The organism is Massilia sp. DD77, from assembly GCF_036961685.1.
GTDB lineage: Bacteria > Pseudomonadota > Gammaproteobacteria > Burkholderiales > Burkholderiaceae_D > Telluria.
The window spans coordinates 20417-43829 of sequence record NZ_JBAMDH010000027.1 but is presented as its reverse complement, the minus strand read 5'-3'; the positions used below and the strand labels follow the sequence as shown (position 1 = coordinate 43829).

General features: G+C 67.8%; 21 protein-coding genes. 12 read left to right on the top strand and 9 right to left on the bottom strand.

Going from position 1 to position 23413, the window contains the following annotated elements; genetic code table 11:
* The first annotated feature begins 15 nt into the window (after positions 1-15).
* The 7 genes from V7778_RS17005 (at position 16) to cysM (ending at position 6257) form a co-directional block, all read left to right on the top strand.
* Complete coding sequence (locus V7778_RS17005; RefSeq protein ID WP_027864826.1) at positions 16-321, top strand: integration host factor subunit beta; 306 nt, start codon at positions 16-18, stop codon at positions 319-321.
* Positions 322-563: 242 nt separating this feature from the next.
* On the top strand, positions 564-869 hold the full coding sequence (locus tag V7778_RS17000) for a LapA family protein (RefSeq protein WP_335557404.1): 306 nt from the start codon (positions 564-566) through the stop codon (positions 867-869).
* Positions 870-894: 25 nt separating this feature from the next.
* Entirely contained in the window at positions 895-2070 is a 1176-nt protein-coding gene (gene lapB, locus V7778_RS16995) for a lipopolysaccharide assembly protein LapB (RefSeq protein WP_335557402.1), read from the top strand.
* Between the two features lie 12 nt (positions 2071-2082).
* Positions 2083-3060, top strand: a complete 978-nt coding sequence (gene rfaE1 / locus V7778_RS16990) for a D-glycero-beta-D-manno-heptose-7-phosphate kinase (protein WP_335557401.1) — start codon at positions 2083-2085, stop codon at positions 3058-3060.
* 109 nt (positions 3061-3169) lie between these two features.
* Positions 3170-3535 carry a ComEA family DNA-binding protein gene (locus V7778_RS16985; protein ID WP_335557399.1) on the top strand — a complete coding sequence of 122 codons (366 nt, stop codon included), beginning with the start codon at positions 3170-3172 and terminating at the stop codon, positions 3533-3535.
* A gap of 320 nt (positions 3536-3855) precedes the next feature.
* Positions 3856-5247 (top strand): M20/M25/M40 family metallo-hydrolase, encoded by a 1392-nt coding sequence (locus V7778_RS16980; protein ID WP_335557396.1) that lies wholly within the window; start codon positions 3856-3858, stop codon positions 5245-5247.
* Between the two features lie 107 nt (positions 5248-5354).
* Positions 5355-6257 carry a cysteine synthase CysM gene (gene cysM, locus V7778_RS16975; protein ID WP_335557395.1) on the top strand — a complete coding sequence of 301 codons (903 nt, stop codon included), beginning with the start codon at positions 5355-5357 and terminating at the stop codon, positions 6255-6257.
* 201 nt (positions 6258-6458) lie between these two features.
* Here cysM and V7778_RS16970 read toward each other — a convergent pair whose 3' ends face one another.
* From V7778_RS16970 to V7778_RS16950, 5 genes are all read right to left on the bottom strand, one after another.
* Positions 6459-6800: a hypothetical protein gene (locus V7778_RS16970; RefSeq protein WP_211520617.1), complete on the bottom strand. Its 342-nt coding sequence runs from the start codon at positions 6798-6800 to the stop codon at positions 6459-6461.
* A gap of 482 nt (positions 6801-7282) precedes the next feature.
* Positions 7283-8497: a lytic murein transglycosylase B gene (gene mltB / locus V7778_RS16965; RefSeq protein WP_335557392.1), complete on the bottom strand. Its 1215-nt coding sequence runs from the start codon at positions 8495-8497 to the stop codon at positions 7283-7285.
* Positions 8494-10497, bottom strand: coding sequence for a transglutaminase family protein (locus tag V7778_RS16960; RefSeq protein ID WP_335557390.1), 2004 nt, complete (start codon positions 10495-10497; stop codon positions 8494-8496). The genes mltB and V7778_RS16960 overlap by 4 nt, the downstream gene beginning before the upstream one ends.
* Positions 10494-11501, bottom strand: a complete 1008-nt coding sequence (locus V7778_RS16955; protein ID WP_335557388.1) for a DUF58 domain-containing protein — start codon at positions 11499-11501, stop codon at positions 10494-10496. The genes V7778_RS16960 and V7778_RS16955 overlap by 4 nt, the downstream gene beginning before the upstream one ends.
* Positions 11501-12421 (bottom strand): AAA family ATPase, encoded by a 921-nt coding sequence (locus tag V7778_RS16950; protein WP_335557386.1) that lies wholly within the window; start codon positions 12419-12421, stop codon positions 11501-11503. Before V7778_RS16950 ends, V7778_RS16955 begins: the two co-directional genes overlap by 1 nt.
* Before the next feature lie 175 nt (positions 12422-12596).
* Between V7778_RS16950 and V7778_RS16945 the strand changes: the two genes are divergently transcribed.
* The 3 genes from V7778_RS16945 to V7778_RS16935 all read left to right on the top strand — a co-directional run bounded on the left by V7778_RS16945 (position 12597) and on the right by V7778_RS16935 (position 15972).
* Positions 12597-13529, top strand: coding sequence for a histone deacetylase family protein (locus V7778_RS16945; RefSeq protein WP_335557384.1), 933 nt, complete (start codon positions 12597-12599; stop codon positions 13527-13529).
* A 323-nt stretch (positions 13530-13852) separates the two neighbouring features.
* Positions 13853-14728, top strand: coding sequence for a hypothetical protein (locus tag V7778_RS16940; protein WP_335557382.1), 876 nt, complete (start codon positions 13853-13855; stop codon positions 14726-14728).
* Between the two features lie 2 nt (positions 14729-14730).
* Positions 14731-15972 carry a hypothetical protein gene (locus V7778_RS16935; RefSeq protein WP_335557381.1) on the top strand — a complete coding sequence of 414 codons (1242 nt, stop codon included), beginning with the start codon at positions 14731-14733 and terminating at the stop codon, positions 15970-15972.
* Between the two features lie 23 nt (positions 15973-15995).
* On the opposite strand, the gene V7778_RS16930 is transcribed toward V7778_RS16935, so the two are convergent.
* Positions 15996-16133 carry a hypothetical protein gene (locus tag V7778_RS16930; RefSeq protein WP_335557379.1) on the bottom strand — a complete coding sequence of 46 codons (138 nt, stop codon included), beginning with the start codon at positions 16131-16133 and terminating at the stop codon, positions 15996-15998.
* Positions 16134-16317: 184 nt separating this feature from the next.
* Between V7778_RS16930 and ylqF the strand changes: the two genes are divergently transcribed.
* Together ylqF and V7778_RS16920 are read left to right on the top strand one after the other, a co-directional pair.
* Positions 16318-17238, top strand: coding sequence for a ribosome biogenesis GTPase YlqF (gene ylqF / locus V7778_RS16925; protein ID WP_442920735.1), 921 nt, complete (start codon positions 16318-16320; stop codon positions 17236-17238).
* A gap of 146 nt (positions 17239-17384) precedes the next feature.
* Positions 17385-19247 (top strand): ABC transporter ATP-binding protein/permease, encoded by a 1863-nt coding sequence (locus V7778_RS16920; protein ID WP_335557376.1) that lies wholly within the window; start codon positions 17385-17387, stop codon positions 19245-19247.
* Between the two features lie 72 nt (positions 19248-19319).
* Here the strand turns inward: V7778_RS16920 and V7778_RS16915 are convergent, their stop codons facing one another.
* The 3 genes from V7778_RS16915 to V7778_RS16905 are packed head-to-tail and all read right to left on the bottom strand — an operon-like array spanning position 19320 to position 23333.
* Positions 19320-20126 (bottom strand): DODA-type extradiol aromatic ring-opening family dioxygenase, encoded by an 807-nt coding sequence (locus tag V7778_RS16915; protein WP_335557374.1) that lies wholly within the window; start codon positions 20124-20126, stop codon positions 19320-19322.
* A gap of 46 nt (positions 20127-20172) precedes the next feature.
* Positions 20173-21108: a hypothetical protein gene (locus V7778_RS16910; protein WP_335557373.1), complete on the bottom strand. Its 936-nt coding sequence runs from the start codon at positions 21106-21108 to the stop codon at positions 20173-20175.
* Between the two features lie 5 nt (positions 21109-21113).
* Positions 21114-23333, bottom strand: a complete 2220-nt coding sequence (locus V7778_RS16905; protein WP_335557371.1) for a M1 family metallopeptidase — start codon at positions 23331-23333, stop codon at positions 21114-21116.
* Positions 23334-23413 lie beyond the last annotated feature (80 nt).

Sequence of the window (23413 nt, the reverse complement as noted above, 5' to 3'; positions counted from 1 at the left end):
ACCTGGAGCGAGCAGATGACCAAGTCCGAGCTGATCAATCGCCTGGCTGAGCGCTATTCCCAGCTGGTGGCGAAGGATGCGGAGTTCGCGGTCAAGACCATCCTCGATGCGATGACGAACGCCCTGGCGACCGGCCAGCGCATCGAGATCCGTGGTTTCGGCAGCTTCGCGCTGAACAGCCGGCCCCCGCGCATCGGACGCAATCCGAAGTCCGGCGACAAGGTGATGGTGCCCGAAAAACGGGTGCCCCACTTCAAGCCGGGCAAGCAGTTGCGCGAGCGGGTGGACGCGATGGTGGGGCAGCCCATCATCGAAGACTGAAGTCGTCTGCCAGCGGGCAGGCAGAAACGGCGTCCGTGAGGATGCCGTTTTTTTTTGCTGGTACTGTTTGAGGTAATGGTACGCATGCAAACTTGGGTCCCCGCGCAGGCGGCGACCCAAGTTCCTAGCGTGCCACGCAACTTGGCATTCACCACCAGCGTAGAGCACCCTCAACCGTTTTGAAATATCATGCCGGATATGCGACACTGCGCCTTTGCCCAACCCACCACCGGAACCACCCGATGAGATTCGTCTCGACCATCGCCGGCATCGTCCTGTTTGTCCTGTTCTTCGGCTTCGCCCTCAAGAACACCCAGGAAGTCGACCTGCGTTTCTTCCTCGACTATGAACTGCGCGGCCCGCTCGTGCTCATGCTGCTGGCCTTCTTCATCGCCGGGGCGGCCATGGGCATCCTGGCCCTGACGCCGACCGTGTTCCGCCAGCGCCGCCAGAGCTCGCAGCACAAGAACACCATCCAGGCCCTGCAGAGCGCCGCAGGCACCGGCACCGCGCCGCCGCAGCCCGACAGCGTGCCGCCCGTACGCTGAACGCATCACACGACAATAAGAACACATGGAATTCGAACTCTGGATGCTGCTCGGCATCCCATTCTTCTTCGGCCTGGGCTGGCTTGCCGCCCGCGTCGACATCAACGAACTGGTCTCCGAATCGCGCACCCTCCCGCGCGGCTACTTCAAGGGCCTGAACCACCTGCTCAACGAGCAGCCCGACAAGGCCATCGATTCCTTCATCGAGATCGTCAAGCTCGACCCGGAGTCCGCCGACATGCACTTCGCCCTGGGTAACCTGTTCCGCCGCCGCGGCGAGACCGAGCGCGCCATCCGCGTGCACCAGAACCTGCTGGCGCGTCCCGACCTGCCGGGCGAGCAGAAGGCCCAGGCGCAATACGAGCTGGGCATGGACTACCTGAAGGCCGGCCTGCTGGACCGCGCCGAGGAATCCTTCAACCTGCTGTCCGACACCCCGTTCGCCGTGCAGGCGCGCAGGGCCCTGCTCGAGATCTACCAGCGCGAGAAGGAATGGAAGCGCGCGATCGAGGTCGCCACCGGGCTGCAGGAGTCCGGCGCCGGCGCGCGCCAGAAGGAAATCGCCCAGTTCTACTGCGAGCTGGCCCAGGACGCCCTGGTGCACCTGCAGCCGAGCGACGCCATGGCGCTGCTCGACAAGGCCCTGCAGGCCGACCGCAGCAGCGTGCGCGCCACCATCCTGCATGGCGATGCGCTGCTGGCCCAGGACGACGTCGAGGGCGCGCTGATGGCCTGGCGCCGCGTCGAGCACCAGAGCGTGCCGCACGTGGCCCTGGTGGCCCAGCGCCTGATGGACGGTTACCGCAAGGTCGGCCGCCCGCAGGAAGGCGTCAACCTGCTGCGCGCCTACCTGGCCGAGGCCTCGTCGATCGACCTGATCGAGGTGGTGTTCAAGGCCGTCATCGAACTGGACGGCGTGGAAGCGGCGAAGCAGCTGGTGATCGAGGAGCTGCGCCGCAATCCGACCCTGCTCGGCCTGGACAAGCTGCTGGAAGCGCGCCTGATGGACGCCCCGGCCCACGTGTGGGAAGAGCTGTCGATGGTGAAGAACCTGGTGCAGCGCTACACGCAAAAGCTGGCGCGCTACCAGTGCAGCCACTGCGGCTTCAAGGCGCGCCAGTTCTACTGGCAGTGCCCGGGCTGCAGCCGCTGGGAGACCTATCCGCCGCGCCGCACCGAAGAACTGAATGTGATGAACTGACGCAGCACACTTATGACCGACCTGACCCCGAGCCGCCTGCTGGCGGCAGACAGCTTCCGCCGCGCCGCGGCCCCTGAACTCTCCGCCGTGCGCCTGCTCGTGGTGGGCGACGTCATGCTCGACCGCTACTGGTTCGGCGAGGTCTCGCGCATCTCGCCGGAGGCGCCGGTGCCGGTCGTGCGCATCGAGCGCCGCGAAGAGCGCCTGGGCGGCGCCGCCAACGTGGCGCGCAATGCCGCAGCCCTGGGCGCGCACACCGGCCTGCTGGGCATCACCGGCCAGGACGAAGCGGGGGAGGAAGTCGAGAAGCTGCTGCGCGAGGCGGCGATCCACAGCTACATGAAGCGCGACGACGCGATCTCCACCATCATCAAGCTGCGTGTCATCGGCCGCCAGCAGCAGATGGTGCGCATCGACTTCGAGGAAGCCCCGACCGAGACCGTGCTGCGCGACAAGCTCGACCAGTTCCGTGCGCTGCTGCCGGATTACGACGTCGTGATCCTGTCCGACTACAACAAGGGCGCCCTGGTCAACGTCGCCGAGATGGTGAAGGAGGCGCGCGCCGCCGGCAAGATCGTGCTGGTCGACCCGAAGGGCGACGATTTCACGCCTTACCGCGGCGCCAGCATCCTGACCCCGAACCGCTCGGAGCTGCAGCGGGTCGTGGGCAGCTGGAAGACCGAAGAACAGCTGACCGAGAAGGCCCAGCGCCTGCGCAGCGAGCTGGGCCTGGACGCCCTGCTGCTGACCCGTTCGGAAGAGGGCATGAGCCTGTACAGCGCCGGCGAGGTGCTGCACGTGCATGCCGAGGCGCGCGAAGTGTTCGACGTTTCCGGCGCCGGCGACACCGTGATCGCGACCCTGGCCGCGATGCTGGGCGCAGGCGCGCCGCTGGCCGAAGCCCTGGCCACCGCCAACCGCGCCGGCGGCATCGTGGTCGGCAAGCTGGGCACGGCGACCGTGACCCGCGAGGAGCTGTTTCCAGGCTGAGCGCGCTTGATCTGTCTCAATCCCGGACCGTCAACGCCGGCGCCGCCGGGCCGTTAGTGCGTGGATGGATGGCGCCGCCGTCCAGCTCATGAACCTACGGAGAGAATACATGATCAAGCAACTGATGCTCGCAGTCGCCACCCTGGCCTTGTCCAGCAGCTTCGCCTTCGCCCAGGTCGACGTCAACAAGGCCGACGCCGCGGCGCTCGATGGCGTGAAGGGCGTGGGGCCGAGCATGTCCAGGGCGATCCTGGACGAGCGGGCGAAAGGCGAGTTCAAGGACTGGGCCGACTTGCAGAAGCGGGTCAAGGGACTGGGCGACAAGAAGGCGGTCAAGCTGACCGAGGCCGGGCTGGTGGTGAACGGCAAGGGCAAGGAAGGCGCCAGCGCCAAGCCCGCCGAGGCTAAGGCGTCGAAGACCTCGGCCAAGCAGGAAGCCAAGGCCAAGCCAGAGGAGTCGAAGGCGGCCATGTAAGCACATGAACCCGCGGCGTGCCGCGGGTTTTTTGCGCCTGTGAACCGCACAATTTCTTGCCTTGGCCTGCGGCTTCAATCCGTCATTCCCGCGAAGGCGGGAACCCAAGTCCGTCGCGCTGCCACTCACTTCAAACGCATGCGGTGCGCTAGCAAACTTGGGTCCCCGCCTTCGCGGGGATGACGTTTTGATGTAGCGGGCCACCATCACCTGGGCTCTGCTCTCAGAGAGCACATTTTCGCCGTGTAATGACTGACACCCACCCCCACCGCATGAGAAGATGTCCGAGCACGCCCCGACATCAAACCAGAAAGGTACTCATGCCTCACGCCCGCATTTCCACCTGCCTGCTCGCGGCCCTGCTGGCCACCGCCGGCGCCGCCAACGCAGCGGCCACCCCGGCACAAGCTACGCCGGCCGCACCGGACATCAAGCGCGAACAAGCCCAGATCAAGAAGATCGTCGCCGACATCTCGCCGAAACGCATCGAAGCCCACATCCGCAAGCTGGTCGGCTTCGGCACCCGCCATACCATGTCGGAAACCGAATCGGAGACCCGCGGCATCGGCGCCGCGCGCCGCTGGATCAAGGCGGAGCTGGAGCGCTGCGGCGCCGGCACGCCGCTCACGGTGGCCTTCGACAGCCATGTGGCCCCGGTCTCCGCACGCATCTCGCGCCCGACCGAGATCGTCAACGTGGTCGCCACCCTGCCGGGCACCCAGGCCGCGTCCAGGGACCGCGTCTACGTGGTCAGCGGCCACTACGACTCGCGCGTCACGGACGTGATGAACGCCACCGCCGACGCGCCGGGCGCCAATGACGACGCCTCGGGCACGGCGGCCATCATGGAACTGGCCTGCGTGATGGCCAAGCACAAGTTCGACGCCACCCTGGTGTTCATGGCCGTCGCCGCCGAAGAGCAGGGCCTGCTCGGCGCGCGCCACTTCGCCGAGACCGCGCGCAAGAACAACATGAACATCGCCGGCATGTTCACCAACGACATCATCGGCAGCTCGCGCGCCGATGACGGCAAGGTGGATAACAAGCAGGTGCGCCTGTTCGCCCAGAGCATCCCGGCCACCAAGGAAATGAGCGACGCGGTGCGCCAGCTGGTCGCCACCGGCGGCGAGAACGATTCGCTCTCGCGCCAGCTCGCGCGCCACACCAAGGAGCAGGGCGAACGCTATGTGAACGGCTTCAAGGTCTCCGTGATCCAGCGCCACGACCGCTACCTGCGCGGCGGCGACCACATGCCCTTCCTGGAGCAGGGCTATGCCGCGCTGCGCTTCACCGAGCCGAACGAGGACTTCGACCACCAGCACCAGGACCTGCGCACCGAAAGCGGCAAGGTCTACGGCGACCTGATCGACTTTGTCGACTTCGACTACATCGGCAAGGTCACCCGCGTCAACGCGGCGGCCCTGGCCTCGCTGGCCCTGGCGCCCGCCGCGCCGCGCGAGGTCAAGCTGCGCACCAACAAGCTGACCAACGACTCGACCCTGGTGTGGCAGCCGAACGGCGAGCCGGACGTCGCCGGCTACCGTATCGTGTGGCGCGAGACCACCGCCGCCAACTGGCAGGGGGCGAAGTGGGTCGGCAACGTCAACGAGGCCACGGTCGACCTGTCGAAGGACAACGTGTTCTTCGGCGTGCAGGCGGTGGACAAGGACGGCAACGTCAGCGTCGCCACCTATCCCTTGCCCCAGCGCTGAGTTCGCGCCAATCGTATGCAGGCGGGGTCTTTGGACCCTGCCGCATACGTCCAGTTCCGTCCCGGTTTAGAATGGCGGTTTAAGAGCCGCAACGAATCGGAAAAGCAATGCCATACAAGACCATCGAAGACACCATCGGCAACACGCCGCTGGTGCGCCTGCAGCGCCTGCCGGGTGCGGATGCGCAGGCCCGCAACAACGTCATCCTCGGCAAGCTCGAGGGCAATAATCCGGCCGGTTCCGTCAAGGACCGCGCCGCCATGTCGATGCTGAACCGCGCCGAAGAGCGCGGCCAGATCAAGCCGGGCGACACCCTGATCGAAGCCACCAGCGGCAACACCGGCATCGCGCTGGCCATGGCCGCCGCGATCAAGGGCTACAAGATGCTGCTCCTGATGCCGGACAACCTGTCGGTCGAGCGCCGCCAGAGCATGGCCGCCTACGGCGCCCAGATCATCCTGACGCCGAAGTCGGGCGGCATGGAATACGCGCGCGACATGGCCGAGCAGATGCAGAAGGACGGCCAGGGCATCATCCTCGACCAGTTCGCGAACTTCGACAATCCGCGCGCCCACTACGAGACCACCGGCCCCGAGATCTGGCGCGATACCGACGGCCGCGTCACCCACTTCGTGAGCGCGATGGGCACGACCGGCACCATCATGGGCGTGTCGCGCTACCTGAAGGAACAGAACGAGGCGGTGCGCATCGTCGGCGCCCAGCCGGAGGAAGGCTCGTCGATTCCGGGCATCCGCAAATGGCCGGAAGCCTACCTGCCGAAGATCTTCGAAAAGGCCCGGGTCGACCAGGTGGAAAGCGTGAGCCAGGCCGCCAGCGAGCAGATGGCGCGCCGCCTGGCGGCGGAAGAGGGCATTTTCTGTGGGATTTCGGCGGCGGGCGCCTGCGAAGTGGCGCTGCGCATTTCGCAGACCGTGGAGAACGCGACCATCGTGTTCGTGGTCTGCGACCGCGGCGACCGCTATCTGTCGACGGGCGTCTTCCCGGCCTGATTCATCCGCACGGCCGTCGGGTTCGGGGACGGCCGCTTCGATCCGGTCTCGTGAAGCCGGAAAACTGGTGCGCTGTCGGCGGGCGGAAAACGGACGGCCCGCGCGCACTGGATGCACGCATCGTGGTACTGAAGGCAGGCGTGCAATGCGCCAGCCCAGGCCCGGCCGCCAACGCGGCAGGGCGTTACAACAGCATGGCGGTCAAGCCTGCTGGTCTTTCGGTGCAGCGCCTTCCTTCGGCTTGAACTGCTTGTCGCTGATGCGGAACTTCGCGCGGCGGTCGCCCATGAGGTAGCGCAGGTCACGGATCGACAGGTCGCTGACTTCGTGCATGCGGATCAGGAGCGAAGCGCCGACCGGCAGGCGGTGGTGGCGGATCTTCGAGATCACCGGCGGCGCCACTTCCAGCGCGCGCGACAGGGCCGCGTCGTTCTTCAGGCGCAGGTTCTCGATCAGGGTGTCGAGCAGACGGTTCGGGTTGTATTGCAGCAGTTCGTCGCCTTCCGAATCGCTGTTCATATCAATGCCGACTTGGTTTGTCATGATTCAAATTCCTATATGGGGGTTGAACGGAATCGCTGGCGGCGTTTCGAATCCGGAAATTTAATTTCGTAATTATCTATCCAATTGTACAACTATTTCCATCATGCTACTTGTCGGCCGAGCGAATTGCAGCGTCGTCTCAGGTCTTGTTGTCTACATGCAACAATAGCCTCAATGCAATTCTCTCACAATCTCACGGAAATAATAATTGTTTTTTGGTCAATCCCGAGTGTAAGGCCAAAGCCCTTTTGATGCCGCACGGTACGTTTTTTGCTGCCTAGAAAACAATAATTTGGGGGGTATGAGGGCGCGGAGATGCTTTCCGCAGAGAACGGAGTGCGCTGGAGGGCATACCCCTGGGGGGTATCTTGTCTCGCAGCTAAGATTGGCGGGGGAGAAAGAGGAAGAAAAGACGGGAAACCTGTTACAAACGATTACAAAGTTTCCCGCTCAGCAATACAGTGAGGGCCGTGCAGGACGGCTCAGGTCGAACGCGACAGTTTGACTGCGCGGCCGAGCTCGATCACGGACATGGCATAGAAATAACTGCGGTTGTACTTGGTGATGGCAAAGAAGTTATCGTTCGCTACCCAGTACTCGGTCGGATCGGCGCCGTTTTGCAGGTCGATCAGGCCGTAGAGGCGGCCGGCGGGCAGGGAAGTGTCGAGCATCACGCCGGCAGCCTGCAGTTCTTCCGGGCGCAGGGTGGCTTCCAGGCCGCGGCCCAGCAGGTCTTCCCAGACACGGTTCGGTGACACGTCGGCGGCGAACACGGCCGGGCCGCGGTGCTCGGCGTTCCATCCGTGCTGGACCAGGAAGTTGGCCACGCTGCCGATCGCATCGGCGCTGGAGCCGCGCAGGTCGATGTCGCCGTCGCTGTCGAAGTCGACGCCGAATTTCATGATATTGCCGGGCATGAACTGTGGCATGCCGACGGCGCCGGCGAAGGAGCCGAGCAGGTCGAGGGGGTCGCCGCCGCGCTCGCGCGCCAGCATCAGGGTGTTCGCCAGCTCGCTGCGGAAGAAAGCCTTGCGCGCTTCCTGGTTCGGGGTCTCCGGGTAGGCAAAGGCGAGGGTGGCCAGGGTGTCCACGACGCGGAAGCGTCCGGTGTCGCGGCCATAGATGGTTTCCACGCCGATGATGCCGACGATGATTTCGGCCGGCACGCCGTAGGCGGCCTCGGCGCGCGCCAGCGCCTCCGCGTTCTCGTTCCAGAAGCGCACGCCGGCGTTGACGCGGATCGGCTCGATGAAGCGCTCGCTGTAGGCTTGCCAGTTCTTGGGCTTGCCCGGCGGCGCCGGCTTGACCAGCTGGACCGCCGAATCGACGAAGCGCACCTTGCCGAACACCGCTTCCAGCTCGGCGCGGGCGAAGCCGCGCTGGGCCACCATCTCGTCGATGAAGGCCTGCACCGGCTGCCACTCCAGGAAATTCATGTGTTCGCCGTCGTAGTCGATCACGGCGGCGGCTGCGGCGGCCGGCAAGACCTTGGCGATCTTGCCCTTGGCGGCGGTTTTCTTCTTGCCTTTGGCCGGCTTGGCCTTGGCGCTCTTGAGGCTCTTGCTACTTTTTGCGGCCTTGGACTTGGCCTTCGCGTGCACCGCGTGGCTCGTGGATTCCTTGGCAAAAGCTTGCGCATCGCCCTGGGCGGCAAATGCCAGCGCCAGTGCGGCTAACAGGGGAACGAAGGGTTTCATCTGACTTGCGACAATAGGCTCTTCAACGTGGCGGCAAGCCGGGGATCGGCTTGGATAGGCGCATAACGCCAGGCACTGTAGCGGCGCAAGAACTCGGCAGCGGCATCGCGCGTGGGCGATGCAAGGTGGGAGGCTGCCGCAACCCGGGCCGCGTAGGCGGTCGGCCCTTCGTCCGCTGCACGTGCCAGGCCGTGCTGGCCAAGGCGCTTGCACAGGACCGAGTATAGCGCTTCGATCGGGTCAATTGCTTTGCGGCGAACTAAAATTCCATAGAGCAGCAACAGAATCCCCGCACTCGTTAGCAGGGCGACAAAAGGCCAGCCGCGCAGGCCTGCCTGGAGACTGCCGACGACGTTGCGCTGGCGTTCAGGCGTGTAGTTCAGCACCCACTGGTTCCAGCCGTTGTTGACCGCGCCGAACGCGTTGCGTAGCTGGCCGAACCAGGCATCGCCGCCTGCCTCCAGGCCTAGCCCACGCAAGGCTTCGATGCCGAAGGGCGCGGGCAGCCGCACCGCCGCGCTCAAGCCGCGCCGCACGCGCTCGGGCGCCACCGCCGCGGTCGGGTCCACGCGCACCCAGCCGCGCCCCGCCAGCCACACCTCGGCCCAGGCGTGGGCATCGGATTGACGCACCGTCATCACGCCGTCGAACGGATTCGTTTCGCCGCCTTGGTAGCCGGTCACCACGCGCGAGGGCACGCCGGCGGCGCGCATCAGGAACACGAAGGCGCCCGCGTAATGCTCGCAAAAGCCGGCGCGGGTCTGGTACAGGAATTCGTCGACCGTATGGCGGCCGAGCAGGGGAGGCTCCAGTGTGTACGAATAGCCCTGCTCGCGGAAGCGCCGCAGCACGGCCTCGACCCGGCGCGCCGGATCGGACTCGCGGCGCAGCGCCAGGCCTGCCTGCAGCGCGCGCGGGTTGAAGCCGTAGGGGAGCAGCAGCCAGCGCCCCGGATCGTCCACGCCGTCGCGCTGCAGCGCGTAGTCGAGGTGCGAGCGGACGCGGTAGCGCACCCGGCCAGACGGCGGCGAGTCGACGCTGAGTTCGAACTGCGGCGACACGCGCGTGGCCCGGCCGGGGAAAGCCGGCACGCGGCCCGGCATCTCGAGCGCGAACACCCAGCGCGAGGACGAGGGCTCCAGTGTCACTTCGTAGTCGAAGGCGGGGCCGCCCACCGACAGGCGCATGTCGCGGCTGGACGCGCGCCCGGCTCCGCGCGACCAGGTCAGGCCGTCGAAGGCGTCCAGCACCGGACCGCGCCAGTACAGCGTCGCCTGCTCCGGCGGGCGGCCGTCGAAACGCACGCGGAACACGGGTTCGTCGGACAGGGCCAGGGACGACATCTGGCCCGGCGCCATCTGGTCCGACAGGCCCGACTTGCCGCCCGCGCCGGAGTTCGATGCGCCCCACAGCGGCCCCTGGATGCGCGGGAAAACCACGAACATCAGCAGCGCCAGCGGCGCGGCCAGCGCCAGCATGCGCGCGCCCATCAGCAAGCGCGTGCGCAGCGGCGGCACCGCGCCGGTGAACTGGAAGGAGAGCTGGGTGGTCAGCAGCGCCAGCACCGACAGCACCATGAGCAGCGCCGTGAAGATGCTTTGCGAGTAGAAGAAGTTGGTCAGGACCAGGAAGTAGCACAGGAAGATCACCACGAACAGGTCGCGCCGCGCATGCATCTCGAGCATCTTGAAGGCCACCAGCAGCACCAGCATGGCCACGCCGGCGTCGCGCCCGAGCAGGGTCTGGTAGCTGGCCTGGACCCCGATCATGGACAGCGCCGCGACGGGCAGCAGCACCAGGCTGGAAGGCATGCGCTTGCCGCGCAGGGTGATCGCCGCGCGCCAGCTCAGGATGGCGCCGCACAGCAGCGAAATCCATGGCGGCAGGTGGCGCGCATGCGGCAGCAGCACCAGCAGCGCGCTGACCAGGAGCAGGATGGTGTCGGCCTTGTCCCTCGGCATGCGCTGCGGCCGCGGGGTGGCGGAGGCGCCCGTCTTCAAGCCGGCTCTCCGCTGCCGTGCAAGGCCAGGGCGCGCAGGCAAGCCGCCTGGTGGGCCGCGCCCAGCGCCGCCTCGTAGCGCAGCGCGCCCAGGCGGAAGGCGTAGGGCAGGGCGCGCTGCTCGGCGTCCAGCACCCAGCGCGCCATGCGCGACAGGCGCAGTTCCAGGTCCAGGCTGGCCGGCAGCGCGTCGAAGTCGAGCACCAGGTCGCTCCCTTCGCCGCCCTCGAAATGCTTGGTGACCAGCTGGCCGCCCAGGGCCGGGTCGAGGCGGGCGATCTGGCGCCAGGCCAGTTGGCGCGGCGAGTCGCCGGCCTGGTAGTTGCGTACCCCGGCGAAGTCGTCGCTGCCGGCCGCGCGCACCTGGCTGCCGCTGTTGCCCACCAGCGGCAGGCTTGGTGCGCCATCCTCGGGGCGCGGATAGATTAGGGCGCGCGTGCCCGGCCGCCAGTAGCTCCAGGCGTGGAACAGGCCGAGCGGGAAGCGGGTGGAGAGCTTCACGCGCGGCGGCGACAGCCAGCCGCGCGCCGTGGTCGGGATCGCCAGCACCACGCTGGCCTGGGCGCCGGCCGCCACGTCGGTCACGTGGCGCGGCTCGGGGACGTCCGAAAAATCGGCGCGGATGGCATAGCGCGCCAGGCGCGTGCGGTTCGCGATCGCCAGCTCGAACTGGGCTTCCTGGCCCGCGAACACGGGCGCCGCGCGGCCTTGCCGCAGGTGCAGCTGGGCCAGGTTGCGGTAGGTGGCCACCATGTCGACCAGCGCGCAGGACACGGCCAGGAAGGTCAGGGCGAAGCCCAGGCCCAGGGTGTAGTTGACGGAGCCGATCAGGAGGATCAGCGACAGGGCCGCGAAGCCCAGGCCGGCCTTGCTGGGCAGGATGAAGACGCGGCGCTGCGACAGCAGCACCTCGCCGGTGTCGAGCGTGCCCTTGCGCGGCAGCCAGGCGCCGGTGGCGCGCCGCAGCCAGCCCCGGAATCCCTGCGCCCTCGCCGTCGGCTGCATCAGACCGGAACGGATTTCTGCAGCTGCAGCACCAGGTCGCGGCTGGCCAGCGCCGTGCCCTGCGCCGCCTTGAGCGGGCGCAGGCGGTGCGCGCAGACCGGCACCAGCACGGCCTGGATGTCTTCGGGGATCACGTGGTCGCGTCCTTCGAGCGCAGCCCAGGCGCGCCCGGCCTGGAGCAGGGCGATCGCGGCGCGCGGCGACAGGCCTTCGGCGAACAGGCCGTTCTGGCGCGAAGCCTGGGCCAGGGCCTGGACATAGGTCACCAGCGCCGGCGAGGCATGGATCTCGCGCAGCGCGCGCTGGGCCCGGGCCAGCTCGGCCGCGTCCATCGCCGGCTGCAGGCTGCGCAGCATGGCGCGCCGGTCCTCTCCCATCAAGAGAGCGCGCTCGGCGGCGGCGTCCGGATAGCCCAGCGAGAGGCACATCAGGAAGCGGTCGAGCTGGGATTCGGGCAGCGGGAAGGTGCCGACCTGGCTGGCCGGATTCTGGGTGGCGATCACGAAGAAGGGCTCGGGCAGGGCGCGGGTGACGCCGTCGGCCGTGACCTGGCGCTCCTCCATCGCTTCCAGCAAGCCGGACTGGGTCTTGGGCGTGGCGCGGTTGATCTCGTCGGCCAGCAGGACCTGGGTGAAGATCGGGCCGGGGTGGAACACGAAGCCCTTGTTCTCGCGCTCGTAGACCGAGATCCCGGCCACGTCGGCCGGCAGCAGGTCGCTGGTGAACTGGACGCGGTTGAACTTGAGGCCGAGCGAGATCGCCAGCGCATGCGCCAGCGTGGTCTTGCCGACGCCGGGCAGGTCTTCGAGCAGCAGGTGGCCGCCGGCCAGCAGGCAGGTGAGGGCCAGGCGGACCTGCTCGTCCTTGCCGATCACGACCTCGCCGACCTGGCGCGCGGCGGCATGCAGTTGTTTGAACATAGGGCCTATCGGTTGTTCATCGAGGGCGGCCCGTGTGCGGAGGGGACCGCCGGCGTGGTAGATTAGCGCCATCGGCAATCCTTGTACTCCGACAGCAACAAGCCGTCGCATCGATTCTATGCGAGAACGGCGGCGCGGGTGTGCATGGATGAGCACTGGCGAAAGACGAAGCACTATGAGCACAGCAATTTACAGCCATCCGGACTGCCTGCGCCACGAGATGGGCAGCTGGCATCCCGAGTCCCCGTCGCGCTTGCAGGCGATCGACGACCAGCTGATCCTGGCGCGCCTGGACGGCCTGATCGAGCAGCGCAGCGCGCCGCTGGCCGACCCGGCCGACATCCTGCGCAACCACACGCCGGGCGCGCTGGCGCTGGTGCGCGACCACGTGCCCGCCACGCCGGGCGACTACTATCCGCTGGACGGCGACACCTCGCTCTGCCACTACAGCTACCAGGCGGCCCTGCGCGCGGCCGGGGCGGCGGTGGCGGCCACCGACGCCGTCATCGCCGGCAGCATCGCCAACGCCTTCTGCTCGGTGCGCCCGCCGGGCCACCACGCCACGCCCACCGAGCCGATGGGCTTCTGCCTGTTCAACAACGTGGCCATCGCGGCGCGCCACGCGATGGAGGTGCATGGCCTGGAACGGGTGGCCATCGTCGACTTCGACGTCCACCACGGCAACGGCACGGCCGACGCCTTCCGCCATGATCCGCGGGTGCTGATGGTGAGCTTCTTCCAGCATCCTTTCTACCCCTACGGCGATCCGGAGCCGATCACGGCCACCCAGGTCAACGTGCCGGTACCGGCGCGCTGCGACGGCGAGGCGGTGCGCCAGCTGGTCCAGGACCAGTGGCTGCCGGCCCTGCACGCGCACCGGCCGCAGATGATCTTCATCTCGGCCGGCTTCGACGGGCACCGCGACGACGACATGGGCGGGATCGGGCTGGTGGAGGCGGATTACGCGTGGATCACGCGCCAGGTGATGGCGGTGGCGAAGCAGTATGCGCAGGGGCGGATCGTCAGCTGCCTCGAGGGCGGGTACGAGCTGTCGGCGCTGGGGAGGAGTGTGGTGGCCCACCTCAAGGTGCTGGCCGAGCTTGAGTAAACGGTTTACCGGCAAACTTGGGTCCCCGCCTTCGCGGGGATGACGGAGCATAGAGTGCTGGCAGGGGAACCGTAGCCACGGCCCTAAACACCGTCATACGCGCCACTGGCGCCTACGACTTCCCGCGTAGGCGGGAACCGAAGTTCGCCGCTCACCGTTAGCGCAAACTTCCACCAAAAATCCCCAAAAAAACCAAATAAACAACACTTCAAAAAAGCACGAGTGTTCCCTTTGACATGTGCATATGTCAGTAATACAGTCGATCTCGGCCGTAAAAACGGCCCGCCGGACACGCCGGCGCAACCATAATCAAGGAGAAGACAGTGAGACAATTCCGCATGCTTTGTGTGCTGTGCCTGCTTATGATTTCCGGCCTTGCTTCCGCCGCCAACTACACCCTCTGGATCAATGGCCGCACGGGTGGCGGCCAGATCGGCAACTACAACGACTTTAGCTATTGGGGCCCCGCCAGCACCGCGGCCGGGGTCAACAAGAAGGCCGTCAACTGGGACGGCCGCAGCAGCATCTCTTCGCAGAGCGGCAAGATCCGCGACGCCCTCGACTGCTTCTGCACCGGCGCCAACTGGTGCTATGTCGCCACCCACAGCGCCGGCGACCTGATGATGGGCTATACCATGGCCAACTTCGGCGGCTCGGCGCGCTACAAGAAGAACGCCACCCCGAATTCCAGCGGCGTGTGCGGTAATTCCGACGGCGGCACCCAGACCGGTTGGAACATCAAGTGGGTGCGCGCCGCGTCCGGCGCGGGCGGCGGCTCGGAACTGTCCGACGCCGGTTCCTGGACCACCTCCGAACCGCTGGTGCAGGACCTGAAGACCAGCACCGCGCGCGCCATGTACAACCACAACACCACCCGCAACGTCTGGTTCTACATGTATGCCGGCGCCAAGGGCACGGCCTATTCCGGCATCCTGCCGGGCCAGGACGACGAGGCGGTGGCCTACCACAGCACCGGCGGGGTGGCCGGCAGCTCGGGCGGCTCGTATTGCAACCCCAGCGACTGGTGGTGCAACGACCTGACCCTGGGCAGCGCCGCCAACGAGGGCGGCAGCGCCAAGTGGAGCTACCACTCGGTATCCTTCCGCGACGACAACGAGGCCTATAACCACTACGCCAACGGCAATTGGGGCGGCATCGTCGGCGTCGTGCGCAGCGCGGTCGTCAACAGCGCCTACTGAGCGTGCCTGCCAAGAAAGACACAAACCGCCGCCTTGCCTGGTCCATCGGACTGGGCACCGCGGTGCTCGCCGCCGCGCTCTACCTGGCGCGCGGCGGCGAGGGCGCGCCCCAGGCCGTGGCCGCCGGCCCGCCGCCGGCGGGCGGTCCGCAATTCTTCGGCAGCCTGCCGCAGGAGGGCGGCCTCCCGGTCCCGGACGGCCGCGAGGAAAGGCGGCGGCTGCTGGTCGAACAGGTGCGCGAGACCGACCTGGCCTATTGCAGCTACCTCGAGGGCAGCAAGTATCCGCACGAATCGCAACCGGCCTCGCGCAATCCGGACCAGCTCTATCCGAACCAGCCGGTGATGGAGATGAACCCGATGCGCACCCAGGGCGGCGGCAGCAGCGACACGGTACTGCTCCAGACATCGCAGTCGCGCGTCTACCTGGCGGCGGGCGAGACGGTGGCCTTTTCGCTGCGCGCGGTCGACGCCAAGGGACAGCCTGTGCCGCTGGTGGTGACGCGGGCGCTGGCCCAGGGCATGACCTACGGCGCCAGCCGGCCCACGGCCCAGATCAGCCTGCCCTTCGCGGACGACGGCGGCGGCGCCGACCCGGTGGCGGGCGACGGCGCCTTCGCGGGCGTGCTGGCGCCGGCCCAGACCGGGCTGGCGGGCTTCCACGGCACCATCCGCACCGAGGTGCGCTACAGCGCCGGCGGACGCCGCGGCTTCGCCCTGTTCGACGTGATCTACACGCCCAGCCTGCCGGCGGCATGGACCGGAAAGGTGCGCGAGGCCAGCGAGAACGGCTCGCTGGTCTTCCACCTGGGCCTGGACGTGCGCCAGGCCGGCCGCTACGTGATCGCGGGGCGGGTCGACGATGCGCGCGGCAAGCCTTTCGCGCTGGCGACCTTCAACGAGGAGCTGGGGCCGGGGCCGCAGGACGTGAAGCTGAGCGTGTTCGGCAAGCTGCTCACGGACGGCGCGCCCCAGCTGCCGCTGGTGCTGCGCGACGTCGACGGCTACCTGCTGCGCGAGAACCTCGATCCGGACCGGCTGCTGCTGCCTCGCCTGGAAGGCAAGGTCTACGCCAGCAAGACGGGATCGGCCAAGGGCTTTTCGGATGCCGAGTGGCAGAGCGAGGAGAGAAGCCGCTACCTGGCCGAGTACGGCAAGGACCGGAACGCCGCGCGCGCCCGTCTGGCCGCCTTCGATCCGGGCCAGCCCCTGCCGCGCAGCGCCTGCGCCCAGCCGGGCAAGTGAGTTTGCCGCTGCTGCCCGGGCCATCAGCCGGGCAGCAGCGGTAGTTGATCGGCCATGGCGGCCACGCCGATCGCGCCCCACAGCATGGCGCACCAGAACCAGCGTATCAAGAACCTATTCCAGTAGGCCAATGGACGCCTGTCGAGTTGTCTCGTTTTCATCTTTCTCTCCTCTTCGGGCTCTTTCGGCCAGCGGGAAGTGTGCGCGCGAATTGTTTCAATTGCGTTGCAACGCATCAATAAGCAACACCGCTATGGTTGGGAGGGCGGGGGCCAGCGTAAAATAACGCCTTGAACGAAAGATAAAGAGAGCAAGAGCATGTCGATACAATGGTTCCCGGGGCACATGAATGCGGCCAAGAAGGAAGCGGCCGAGCAGATGGAGAACGTCGACATCGTGGTCGAAGTCCTGGACGCGCGCCTGCCCGAGGCAAGCCGCAACCCGCTGGTCGAGGAGATCCGCAAGTTCCGCCAGCGTCCCTGCCTGAAAGTCCTGAACAAGATCGACCTGGCCGACCCCGCCGCCACCGCCGCCTGGAAGGCCTTCTACGACGCCCAGGAAGGCGTGACCGCCTACCCGATGACCACCAAGAAGCCGTCCGACGTGGCGCGCATCACCGGGCTGTGCCTGAGCCTGGCGCCTCACCGCGGCGTACCGACCAAGCCCCTGCGCATCATGATCATGGGCATCCCGAACGTGGGCAAGTCGACCCTGATGAACGCGCTGCTGAAAAAACGCGTGGCCAAGGTGGGCGACGAGCCGGCCGTGACCAAGACCCAGCAGCGCCTTTACCTCGACAAGCACACGGTGCTGGTCGACACCCCCGGCATGCTGTGGCCGAAGATCGCCATGGCGAGCGACGGCCTGATGCTGGCGGCCAGCCACGCGATCGGCTCGAACGCCCTGATCGAAGAGGAAGTGGCGGAATTCCTGGCCGGCGTGCTGCTGGAACGCTACCCGCAGCTGCTGTCGGCGCGCTACGGCTTCAAGACCGAAGGCATGGACGGCGTGGACGTGATCGAAGGCGTGGCGACGCGCCGCGGCTACCGCGTGCGAGGCGGCGAGCTCGACTACGAAAAGGCCTCGCACATGCTGCTGCAGGACTACCGCAGCGGCGCCCTGGGCCGGATCAGCCTGGAGACGCCGGCCACGCGCGCCGCCAGCCTGGCGCGCCACGAGGCCGAGATGGCCGAAAAGGCCCGTATCGCGGCGGAAAAGGCGGCCGAGAAGGCCGAACAGGCGGCGCGCGGCAAGCGCGGCACCTGATTTTTCCGGGCCGGGCCGGCCCCGTCCTCAACTGGACAGCGGCCCTATGTCCGTTTCCGCACTGAACCGCTTCTTGTCCAGTCCTATGCTGGAGGCGTGACTCGTCGACACGGGTCGCGCCACCACCGACTGACAGCGAGCGAACCATGACTACCCCCATCTCCGCGACGGCCGGCGCCGCGGCCAAGGAGGCCCCGGCCTCACCCGAAAAGCGACGCTGGACTCCCTTGTCGCTTGCTGCCTGGAAGCAATTCATCAACGTGGCCAAGCCCTATTGGCTGCAAGACCAGAAAAGAACGGCCTGGAGCCTGCTGCTGCTGCTGGTCGTGCTGATGCTGATCGAGACCAAGCTGGCCGTCATGCTGAACAACCAGGCCGGCGAAATGACCTCGGCCCTGGCCGGCAAGGACGGCGATCGCTTCTGGAACTCGGTGCGCACCTGCCTGGTCATCCTGGCCTTCGCGGTGCCGACCTACGCCTTCTACTACTACATGCGCGACCTGTTCGCCAACAAGTGGCGGCGCTGGCTGACCGGCCGCTTCCTCGACGGCTACCTGGCGGGGCGCAAGTACTATGCGCTGCGCTCGGACAGCGAGATCGACAACCCCGACCAGCGCATCAGCGAGGACATCAATACCTTCACCGGCAGGTCGATCCACTTCCTGCTGATCTTCCTGGGCTCGATCATGCAACTCGTGGCCTTCAGCGCCGTGCTGTGGTCGATCTCGCACGTGCTGGTCGGCGTGCTGGCGGTGTACGCGCTGGTGGGCACGGTGGTGGCCCTGTGGGTCTTCGGCAATCCGCTGATCCAGCTGAATTTCTGGCAGTTGCGGCGCGAGGCGGATTTCCGTTTCAGCCTGATGCGCCTGCGCGAGAATGCCGAATCGATCGCCTTCTACCGCGGCGAGGCCCAGGAGCGTGCCCACATCGACAGCAAGTTCGACGTGGTGATCCAGAATTTCGCCAAGCTGATCCGGAAACAGCGTTCGCTCAACCTGTTCCAGCGCACCTTCAGCCAGCTCACCTTGGTGCTGCCGAGCGTGATCCTGGCCCAGGGGGTGCTGTCGGGCGAGCTGGAAGTGGGGCGGGCGATCCAGGCCGGCGGGGCGTTTACCGCGGTGCTCGGCGCCGTGGGCGTCATCGTCGACAATTTCGAGAGCCTGAGCCGCTTCGTGGCCGGCATCGGACGCCTGCAGGCCTTGTCCATGCTGGTGCTGCCCGACGCCACACCGGCAGCGGACGACAAGCATGCGGCCCATCCGCGCATCGAGACCCGTCCGGGCCACCACCTGGCCCTGGAAGCGCTGACCCTGCATCCGCCGCAATCCGAGCGCGTGCTGATCAAGGAGCTGAGCCTGGTGCTCAAGCCGGGCGACGCGCTGCTGATCACCGGTGACAGCGGCTGCGGCAAGAGTTCGCTGCTGCGCGCCATCGCGGGGCTGTGGCAGTCCGGCACCGGCGTGATCCAGCGCCCGCCGCTGGAACAGTTCTTCTTCCTGCCCCAGCAGCCCTACCTGCAGTCCGGCTCCCTGCGCAGCCAGCTCATCTATCCAAGCGAAAGTGCGGACCTGAGCGACGAACAGCTGCTGGCGATCCTGGAGCAGGTGCACCTGCCGCTGCTGGCCGACCGCGTCGGCGGCCTCGACGCCGTGCAGGACTGGGAAAAGCTGCTGTCGGTGGGCGAGCAGCAGCGCCTGGCCTTCGCCCGCGTGCTGGTGCATGCGCCGGGCATCGTGATCCTGGACGAAGCGACCAGCGCGCTCGACAGCGCCAACGAAGCCTCGCTGTATGCGCGCCTGCGCGCCAGCGGAACGACCCTGGTGAGCATCGCCCACCGCCCGGCGGTGCTGCGCCACCATACCCATGTGCTGCACCTGCGGGGCGAGGGGGCCTGGGAGGTGCACGATGCCGGCAGCTTCGATTTCGAGCAGCCGGCCGGCCAGACGCGCGGCATCGGCGCGGCGCCGGCGCCGGTGACGCTCGCGGCGAGCCTGGCGGCGGCTGGCTAGGGGCTGTCCGACCGCATCTGCGCCGCGGCGTAGGGTGGACGGCATAGCCGTCCACCCTACGGGTTGCGCCGGCTAGCCAGCCCCGAAACGGAAGCTCGACACCGCCAGGCTGCCGAAGAAATCGTCCTCGTGATAGACGCAGGCGGTGGCTTCGTCCTGGGCCGCGCCCAGCGCCACCATCAGCGGAATCAGGTGCTCCTCGCGCGGATGCGCGGCGCGCGCCTGCGGCGCCTCGCTCCAGCGCAGCAGCGACGCCTCGCGTTCGGCCGGCGCCAGTTCCAGCAGGGTGTGCTGGAGCCAGGCGTCGAAGGCATGCGAGGCGGCCTTGCCGGCCGGGCCGAACTGGCGCAGGTTATGGAAGGATAATCCGCTGCCGACGATCAGGACGCCCTCGTCGCGCAAGGGCTTGAGCGCGCGCCCGGCCGCGATGTGGGCGGCCGGATCGAGGTCGCGCCGCAGCGACATCTGCACCACCGGCATGCCTGCCTCGGGGTAGGCCGGATATAGCATCGAGAAGGTGCCGTGGTCGAAGCCGCGCTCGGGATCGAGTTCGGCGTCGATGCCGGCCGCCGCCAGCAGGCGTGCGGCCCGGCCGGCCAGGGCGGGATCGCCCGGCGCGGGATAGCGGATCTGGTAGGTATGGGGCGGAAAGCCGCCGTAGTCGTAGATCATGCCCGGCGCCGCGCCGGACGAGAGCATGAAGCGCGGCGCTTCCCAGTGGCTGGTCACGACCAGCACCGCGCGCACGGCGTCGCCGTGTTCCTGGCGCATGGCCTGGAGCGAGGCGGACAGGCGGTCATAGGCCGTCCCGGTCTGTTCCTTCATCCAGGGCCAGGGCCCGCCGCCGTGCGAAACGAAATAGGTGGGAAGGGTGGCCATGGACGCTCCTCGAAAAGACTGCGAGCGTCCATGGTAGCCGATCGCTTCAAGTCTTGCCGGCGGCCTTGCTGACGCTCCGCGCCACTTCCATCAGGCCGAACAGGCGCGCGCAGCGCATCCAGGCCAGGGCCGCCACCGCCAGCTGGGTGAGCAGCAGGGCGCCGATGAAGCCCGCCACGCCGAGCGGCGGCGTGTTGATGCGCGCCACCGCCAGCAGCGCCACCAGGGCCAGGCCCAGCGCCGTCAAGCCCAGGTAGGCGCCGGCCACCGCGAACGGGCGGCGCGCCAGCACGCGCAGGCCGGCGAACCAGGCGCGCACCGCCGAGGTCCGGCGGCGGTCCAGCGCCAGCACCGCGCGTCCCAGGTCGAGCGTGGCGTGCACGCCCAGGAACAGCAAGGCCACCACGAGCTGGGCGAGGGTGAGGGGCAGGCTTGCGTCGCCAGGCAGGATGGCGGCCTTGCCTTGCTCGCCGGCCAGGTCGAAACCGGCGCCCGCCGCCACGCCCACCAGGCCAAGCGGCAGCAGGGCCCACAGCAGCATGCGCGCCAGGCGGCCATATTCGAGGACGCCGCCGGCCACCAGGGCCGCGAAGCCCGGGGTCTGGGGTGCGCGCGCCGCCGTGATCGCGGCGCCGGTGAGCAGCGGCGACAGCAGCAGGGTGAGGACCAGGGCCACGATGCCGCCGCTGGTGATGGCGGCGCCGTAGCGGGTGTGCATGGCGATCAGGTCGGTGATGGTGGCCAGGTCGAGCCGCTGGGCCAGCGCCGCCGCCTGGACCGAGCGGTCGAGCGCGGCGCCCAGCATGGTCCAGAACGGCAGCGCCGCCGCCAGTGTCGGCAGCAGCAGGGTGCCCACCCACAGCAGGATCAGGCGCCACTGCAGGGCCGGGCGGGTGGCGCGCAGCGGCGCCGGCATGCGGCCGGCGGCCGCGCGTGGCATGGTCGACGGCGTGGCCGCCTGCTGGTCGAGGAGTGCGGTCATGGTGGTCATACGGTAGCGATGAAGGAAAGGACGAGTTGGACGAGGGCGGCGATTTCGGCGCTCCAGCGGCTGGAGGCGCTGCGGTCGGCCTCGATGGTGCGGCTGTCGTCGAGCTTGTTCACGTCGAGGTAATGGCTGCGGCGCGGGTCGAGCTGGGCCGACACGGCCTTGGCCGGCCGCACCCAGGTATAGGTGCGCCACTGCTCGCCGCTTTCCCACTGCACCGTCTCGCTGCTGCCGTCGGCGAACTTCACCAACAGGGTCTGGGGTACCTGCGCGCCGTAGCGGCGCACCGTGACCTTGGTCCGGTAGGGGAAGGGACCCGTGCCCTTCGCGGCGTCCGGATGGGCCTTGTCCCATTGCTTGCGGATCGCCTCGATGCGTTTGTCGACGGCGTCCTGGGTATCCTCGACCTGCTTGCCGCCGGCCAGCCGGGTGCCGGGCAGCGGCAGCTCTTCCTCGCTGCTCAGCTCCGCGACGCGGTCGTCGACCTTGGCCGTCGCATAGACCTGCTGGGCGAAGACCTGTTCCACCACCGCGCGCTGCCCGCTGCCGTCGGCCAGCGCTTCGCGCAGGTCGGCGATGCCCGGATGGCGGAACTTCCAGCGGCGGTAGTATTCCTTGAAGCCGCGCTCCATCGCTTCGTGGCCGATGCGTTCTTCGAGATCGCGCATCACGAGGGCGCTGCGGGTGTAGACCGGGCCGATGCCCTGCAGGCGGTGCCAGGCGTTCTGTCCCGGCGCGTCGGCCGGATTCTCGCGCGGGGCGCCGGCGCGCACGCCGTCGAACACGTCGAAGACGGGATCGATGCCGATCCGCTTCAGGAAGCCGGGCGCCGGGTGCACCTGCTGGCCGCGCTGGCGCATCATGCGGCTGTCCCAGTATTCGTTCAGGCCTTCGTCGAGGAAGGGTTCCTCGAATTCGTTCGAGGCCAGGATGCCGTAGAAGTAGCCGTGGCCGAACTCGTGGATGGTGACCATGTCGAGCGAGAATTCCTCGATCGACTTGGGCGCCACCTCGTCGAAGCCCATGGCGGTGATGAAGGTCGGGTATTCCATGCCGCCCGCTTCTTCCGCGTTGTAGGGCGGGATCACGACCGTCAGGGTTTTATAGGGGTAGGGGCCGAGGGTGCGCGAGAAATAGGCCAGCGAATCCTTGGCCGCCTTCATCGCGGGCCCGGCGCTGGCGGCGTACTCGGGCGGGTAGATCACCTGCACCGCGACCGTCGGGCTGCCCGGACCGGTCCAGGTCTCGACCAGGGGCTTGGCGCTCCTGTTGTCGGCCATCCAGGCGAAGTCGTGGACGTCGGCCTGGACGTAGCGGCGCGTGACCATGCCGTTCTTCTCGACGGGCGCGCCCTGCAGTTCGCCGGTGGCGCCCACCGTATAGTCCTTGGGCACGGTGAGGCTGACGTCGAAGCTGCCGAAGTCGGCGTAGAACTCGGAATTCTGGTGGAATTCATGCGCGTTCCAGCGCGGCGCCGTGGCCCCGCGTTCGCCCGGCAGTTCGAGCACGGCGATCTTGGGGAACCACTGCGCCACCAGGTGGAAGCTGCCGAAATAGCCGGTGCGCGCGATCACGCGCGGCAGCTGGGTGGCGAAGCCGATATCGAGGGTGGTCGAGGCGCCCGGCGCCACGGCCTGCGGCAGGTCCATGCGCACCACGGTGTGGTCGGTGGCCGGGCCGTTGTCGGGCTGGACGAAGTGCCAGGGCACATTCGCCTCGCCCTGGCGCACGCTGCGCAGGGCGATATGGCCCCATTCGCCGTCCTTGGTGTCGACCCCGGTGCGGAAACCTTCGCCGCGCAGGCGCTGCTCGGTAAAGAAGGTGCTGCCCGCGCCTTCGAAGGCGTTCATGTAGAGGTGGACGTAGACGCTGCGTACCGGGACCGCGCTGCGGTTGCGCCAGGTGAGCTGCTGCTTGCCGGTGACCAGGTGCTTGACCGGGTCGAGCGTGGCCTCGATGCGGTAGTCGACCACGCGGTCGGACAGGGTGGCGTGGTCGCCGGTGCGCATGCCGCCCCAGGCATCGGGCGCGCTGGGGGTGGTGACGAAGGCCGCATTGGGGGCGGAAAGGGCGATGCCGTCGAGCGAGGGCGGCACGGCCGCGGGCGCGCCGGGCTTGGCCGCCAGGGCCAGGGCCAGGCCGGCGGCGCAGACGGCCAGCCCGGCCAGGCCGCTGATGGCGGCCATGCGCACGGGATAGCGGCGGAAACGAAATTCCATCAGGACTCCTTGTTGTGGAAGGATGCGTGTTGTTGTGCTGTGACTATATCGACAAGTTTGTCGCGCCGCCAAGCTTTTCC

Coding starts and splice junctions, on each gene's coding strand:
- V7778_RS16915 (WP_335557374.1), bottom strand. CDS start 20,126: ATGGCCACCCTTCCCACCTATTTCGTTTCGCACGGCGGCGGGCCCTGG.
- V7778_RS16985 (WP_335557399.1), top strand. CDS start 3,170: ATGATCAAGCAACTGATGCTCGCAGTCGCCACCCTGGCCTTGTCCAGC.
- V7778_RS16950 (WP_335557386.1), bottom strand. CDS start 12,421: ATGTTCAAACAACTGCATGCCGCCGCGCGCCAGGTCGGCGAGGTCGTG.
- V7778_RS16910 (WP_335557373.1), bottom strand. CDS start 21,108: ATGACCGCACTCCTCGACCAGCAGGCGGCCACGCCGTCGACCATGCCA.
- V7778_RS16980 (WP_335557396.1), top strand. CDS start 3,856: ATGCCTCACGCCCGCATTTCCACCTGCCTGCTCGCGGCCCTGCTGGCC.
- V7778_RS16920 (WP_335557376.1), top strand. CDS start 17,385: ATGACTACCCCCATCTCCGCGACGGCCGGCGCCGCGGCCAAGGAGGCC.
- V7778_RS17005 (WP_027864826.1), top strand. CDS start 16: ATGACCAAGTCCGAGCTGATCAATCGCCTGGCTGAGCGCTATTCCCAG.
- ylqF (WP_442920735.1), top strand. CDS start 16,318: ATGAATGCGGCCAAGAAGGAAGCGGCCGAGCAGATGGAGAACGTCGAC.
- V7778_RS16970 (WP_211520617.1), bottom strand. CDS start 6,800: ATGACAAACCAAGTCGGCATTGATATGAACAGCGATTCGGAAGGCGAC.
- V7778_RS16955 (WP_335557388.1), bottom strand. CDS start 11,501: ATGCAGCCGACGGCGAGGGCGCAGGGATTCCGGGGCTGGCTGCGGCGC.
- mltB (WP_335557392.1), bottom strand. CDS start 8,497: ATGAAACCCTTCGTTCCCCTGTTAGCCGCACTGGCGCTGGCATTTGCC.
- rfaE1 (WP_335557401.1), top strand. CDS start 2,083: ATGACCGACCTGACCCCGAGCCGCCTGCTGGCGGCAGACAGCTTCCGC.
- V7778_RS16930 (WP_335557379.1), bottom strand. CDS start 16,133: ATGAAAACGAGACAACTCGACAGGCGTCCATTGGCCTACTGGAATAGG.
- cysM (WP_335557395.1), top strand. CDS start 5,355: ATGCCATACAAGACCATCGAAGACACCATCGGCAACACGCCGCTGGTG.
- V7778_RS17000 (WP_335557404.1), top strand. CDS start 564: ATGAGATTCGTCTCGACCATCGCCGGCATCGTCCTGTTTGTCCTGTTC.
- V7778_RS16945 (WP_335557384.1), top strand. CDS start 12,597: ATGAGCACAGCAATTTACAGCCATCCGGACTGCCTGCGCCACGAGATG.
- lapB (WP_335557402.1), top strand. CDS start 895: ATGGAATTCGAACTCTGGATGCTGCTCGGCATCCCATTCTTCTTCGGC.
- V7778_RS16905 (WP_335557371.1), bottom strand. CDS start 23,333: ATGGAATTTCGTTTCCGCCGCTATCCCGTGCGCATGGCCGCCATCAGC.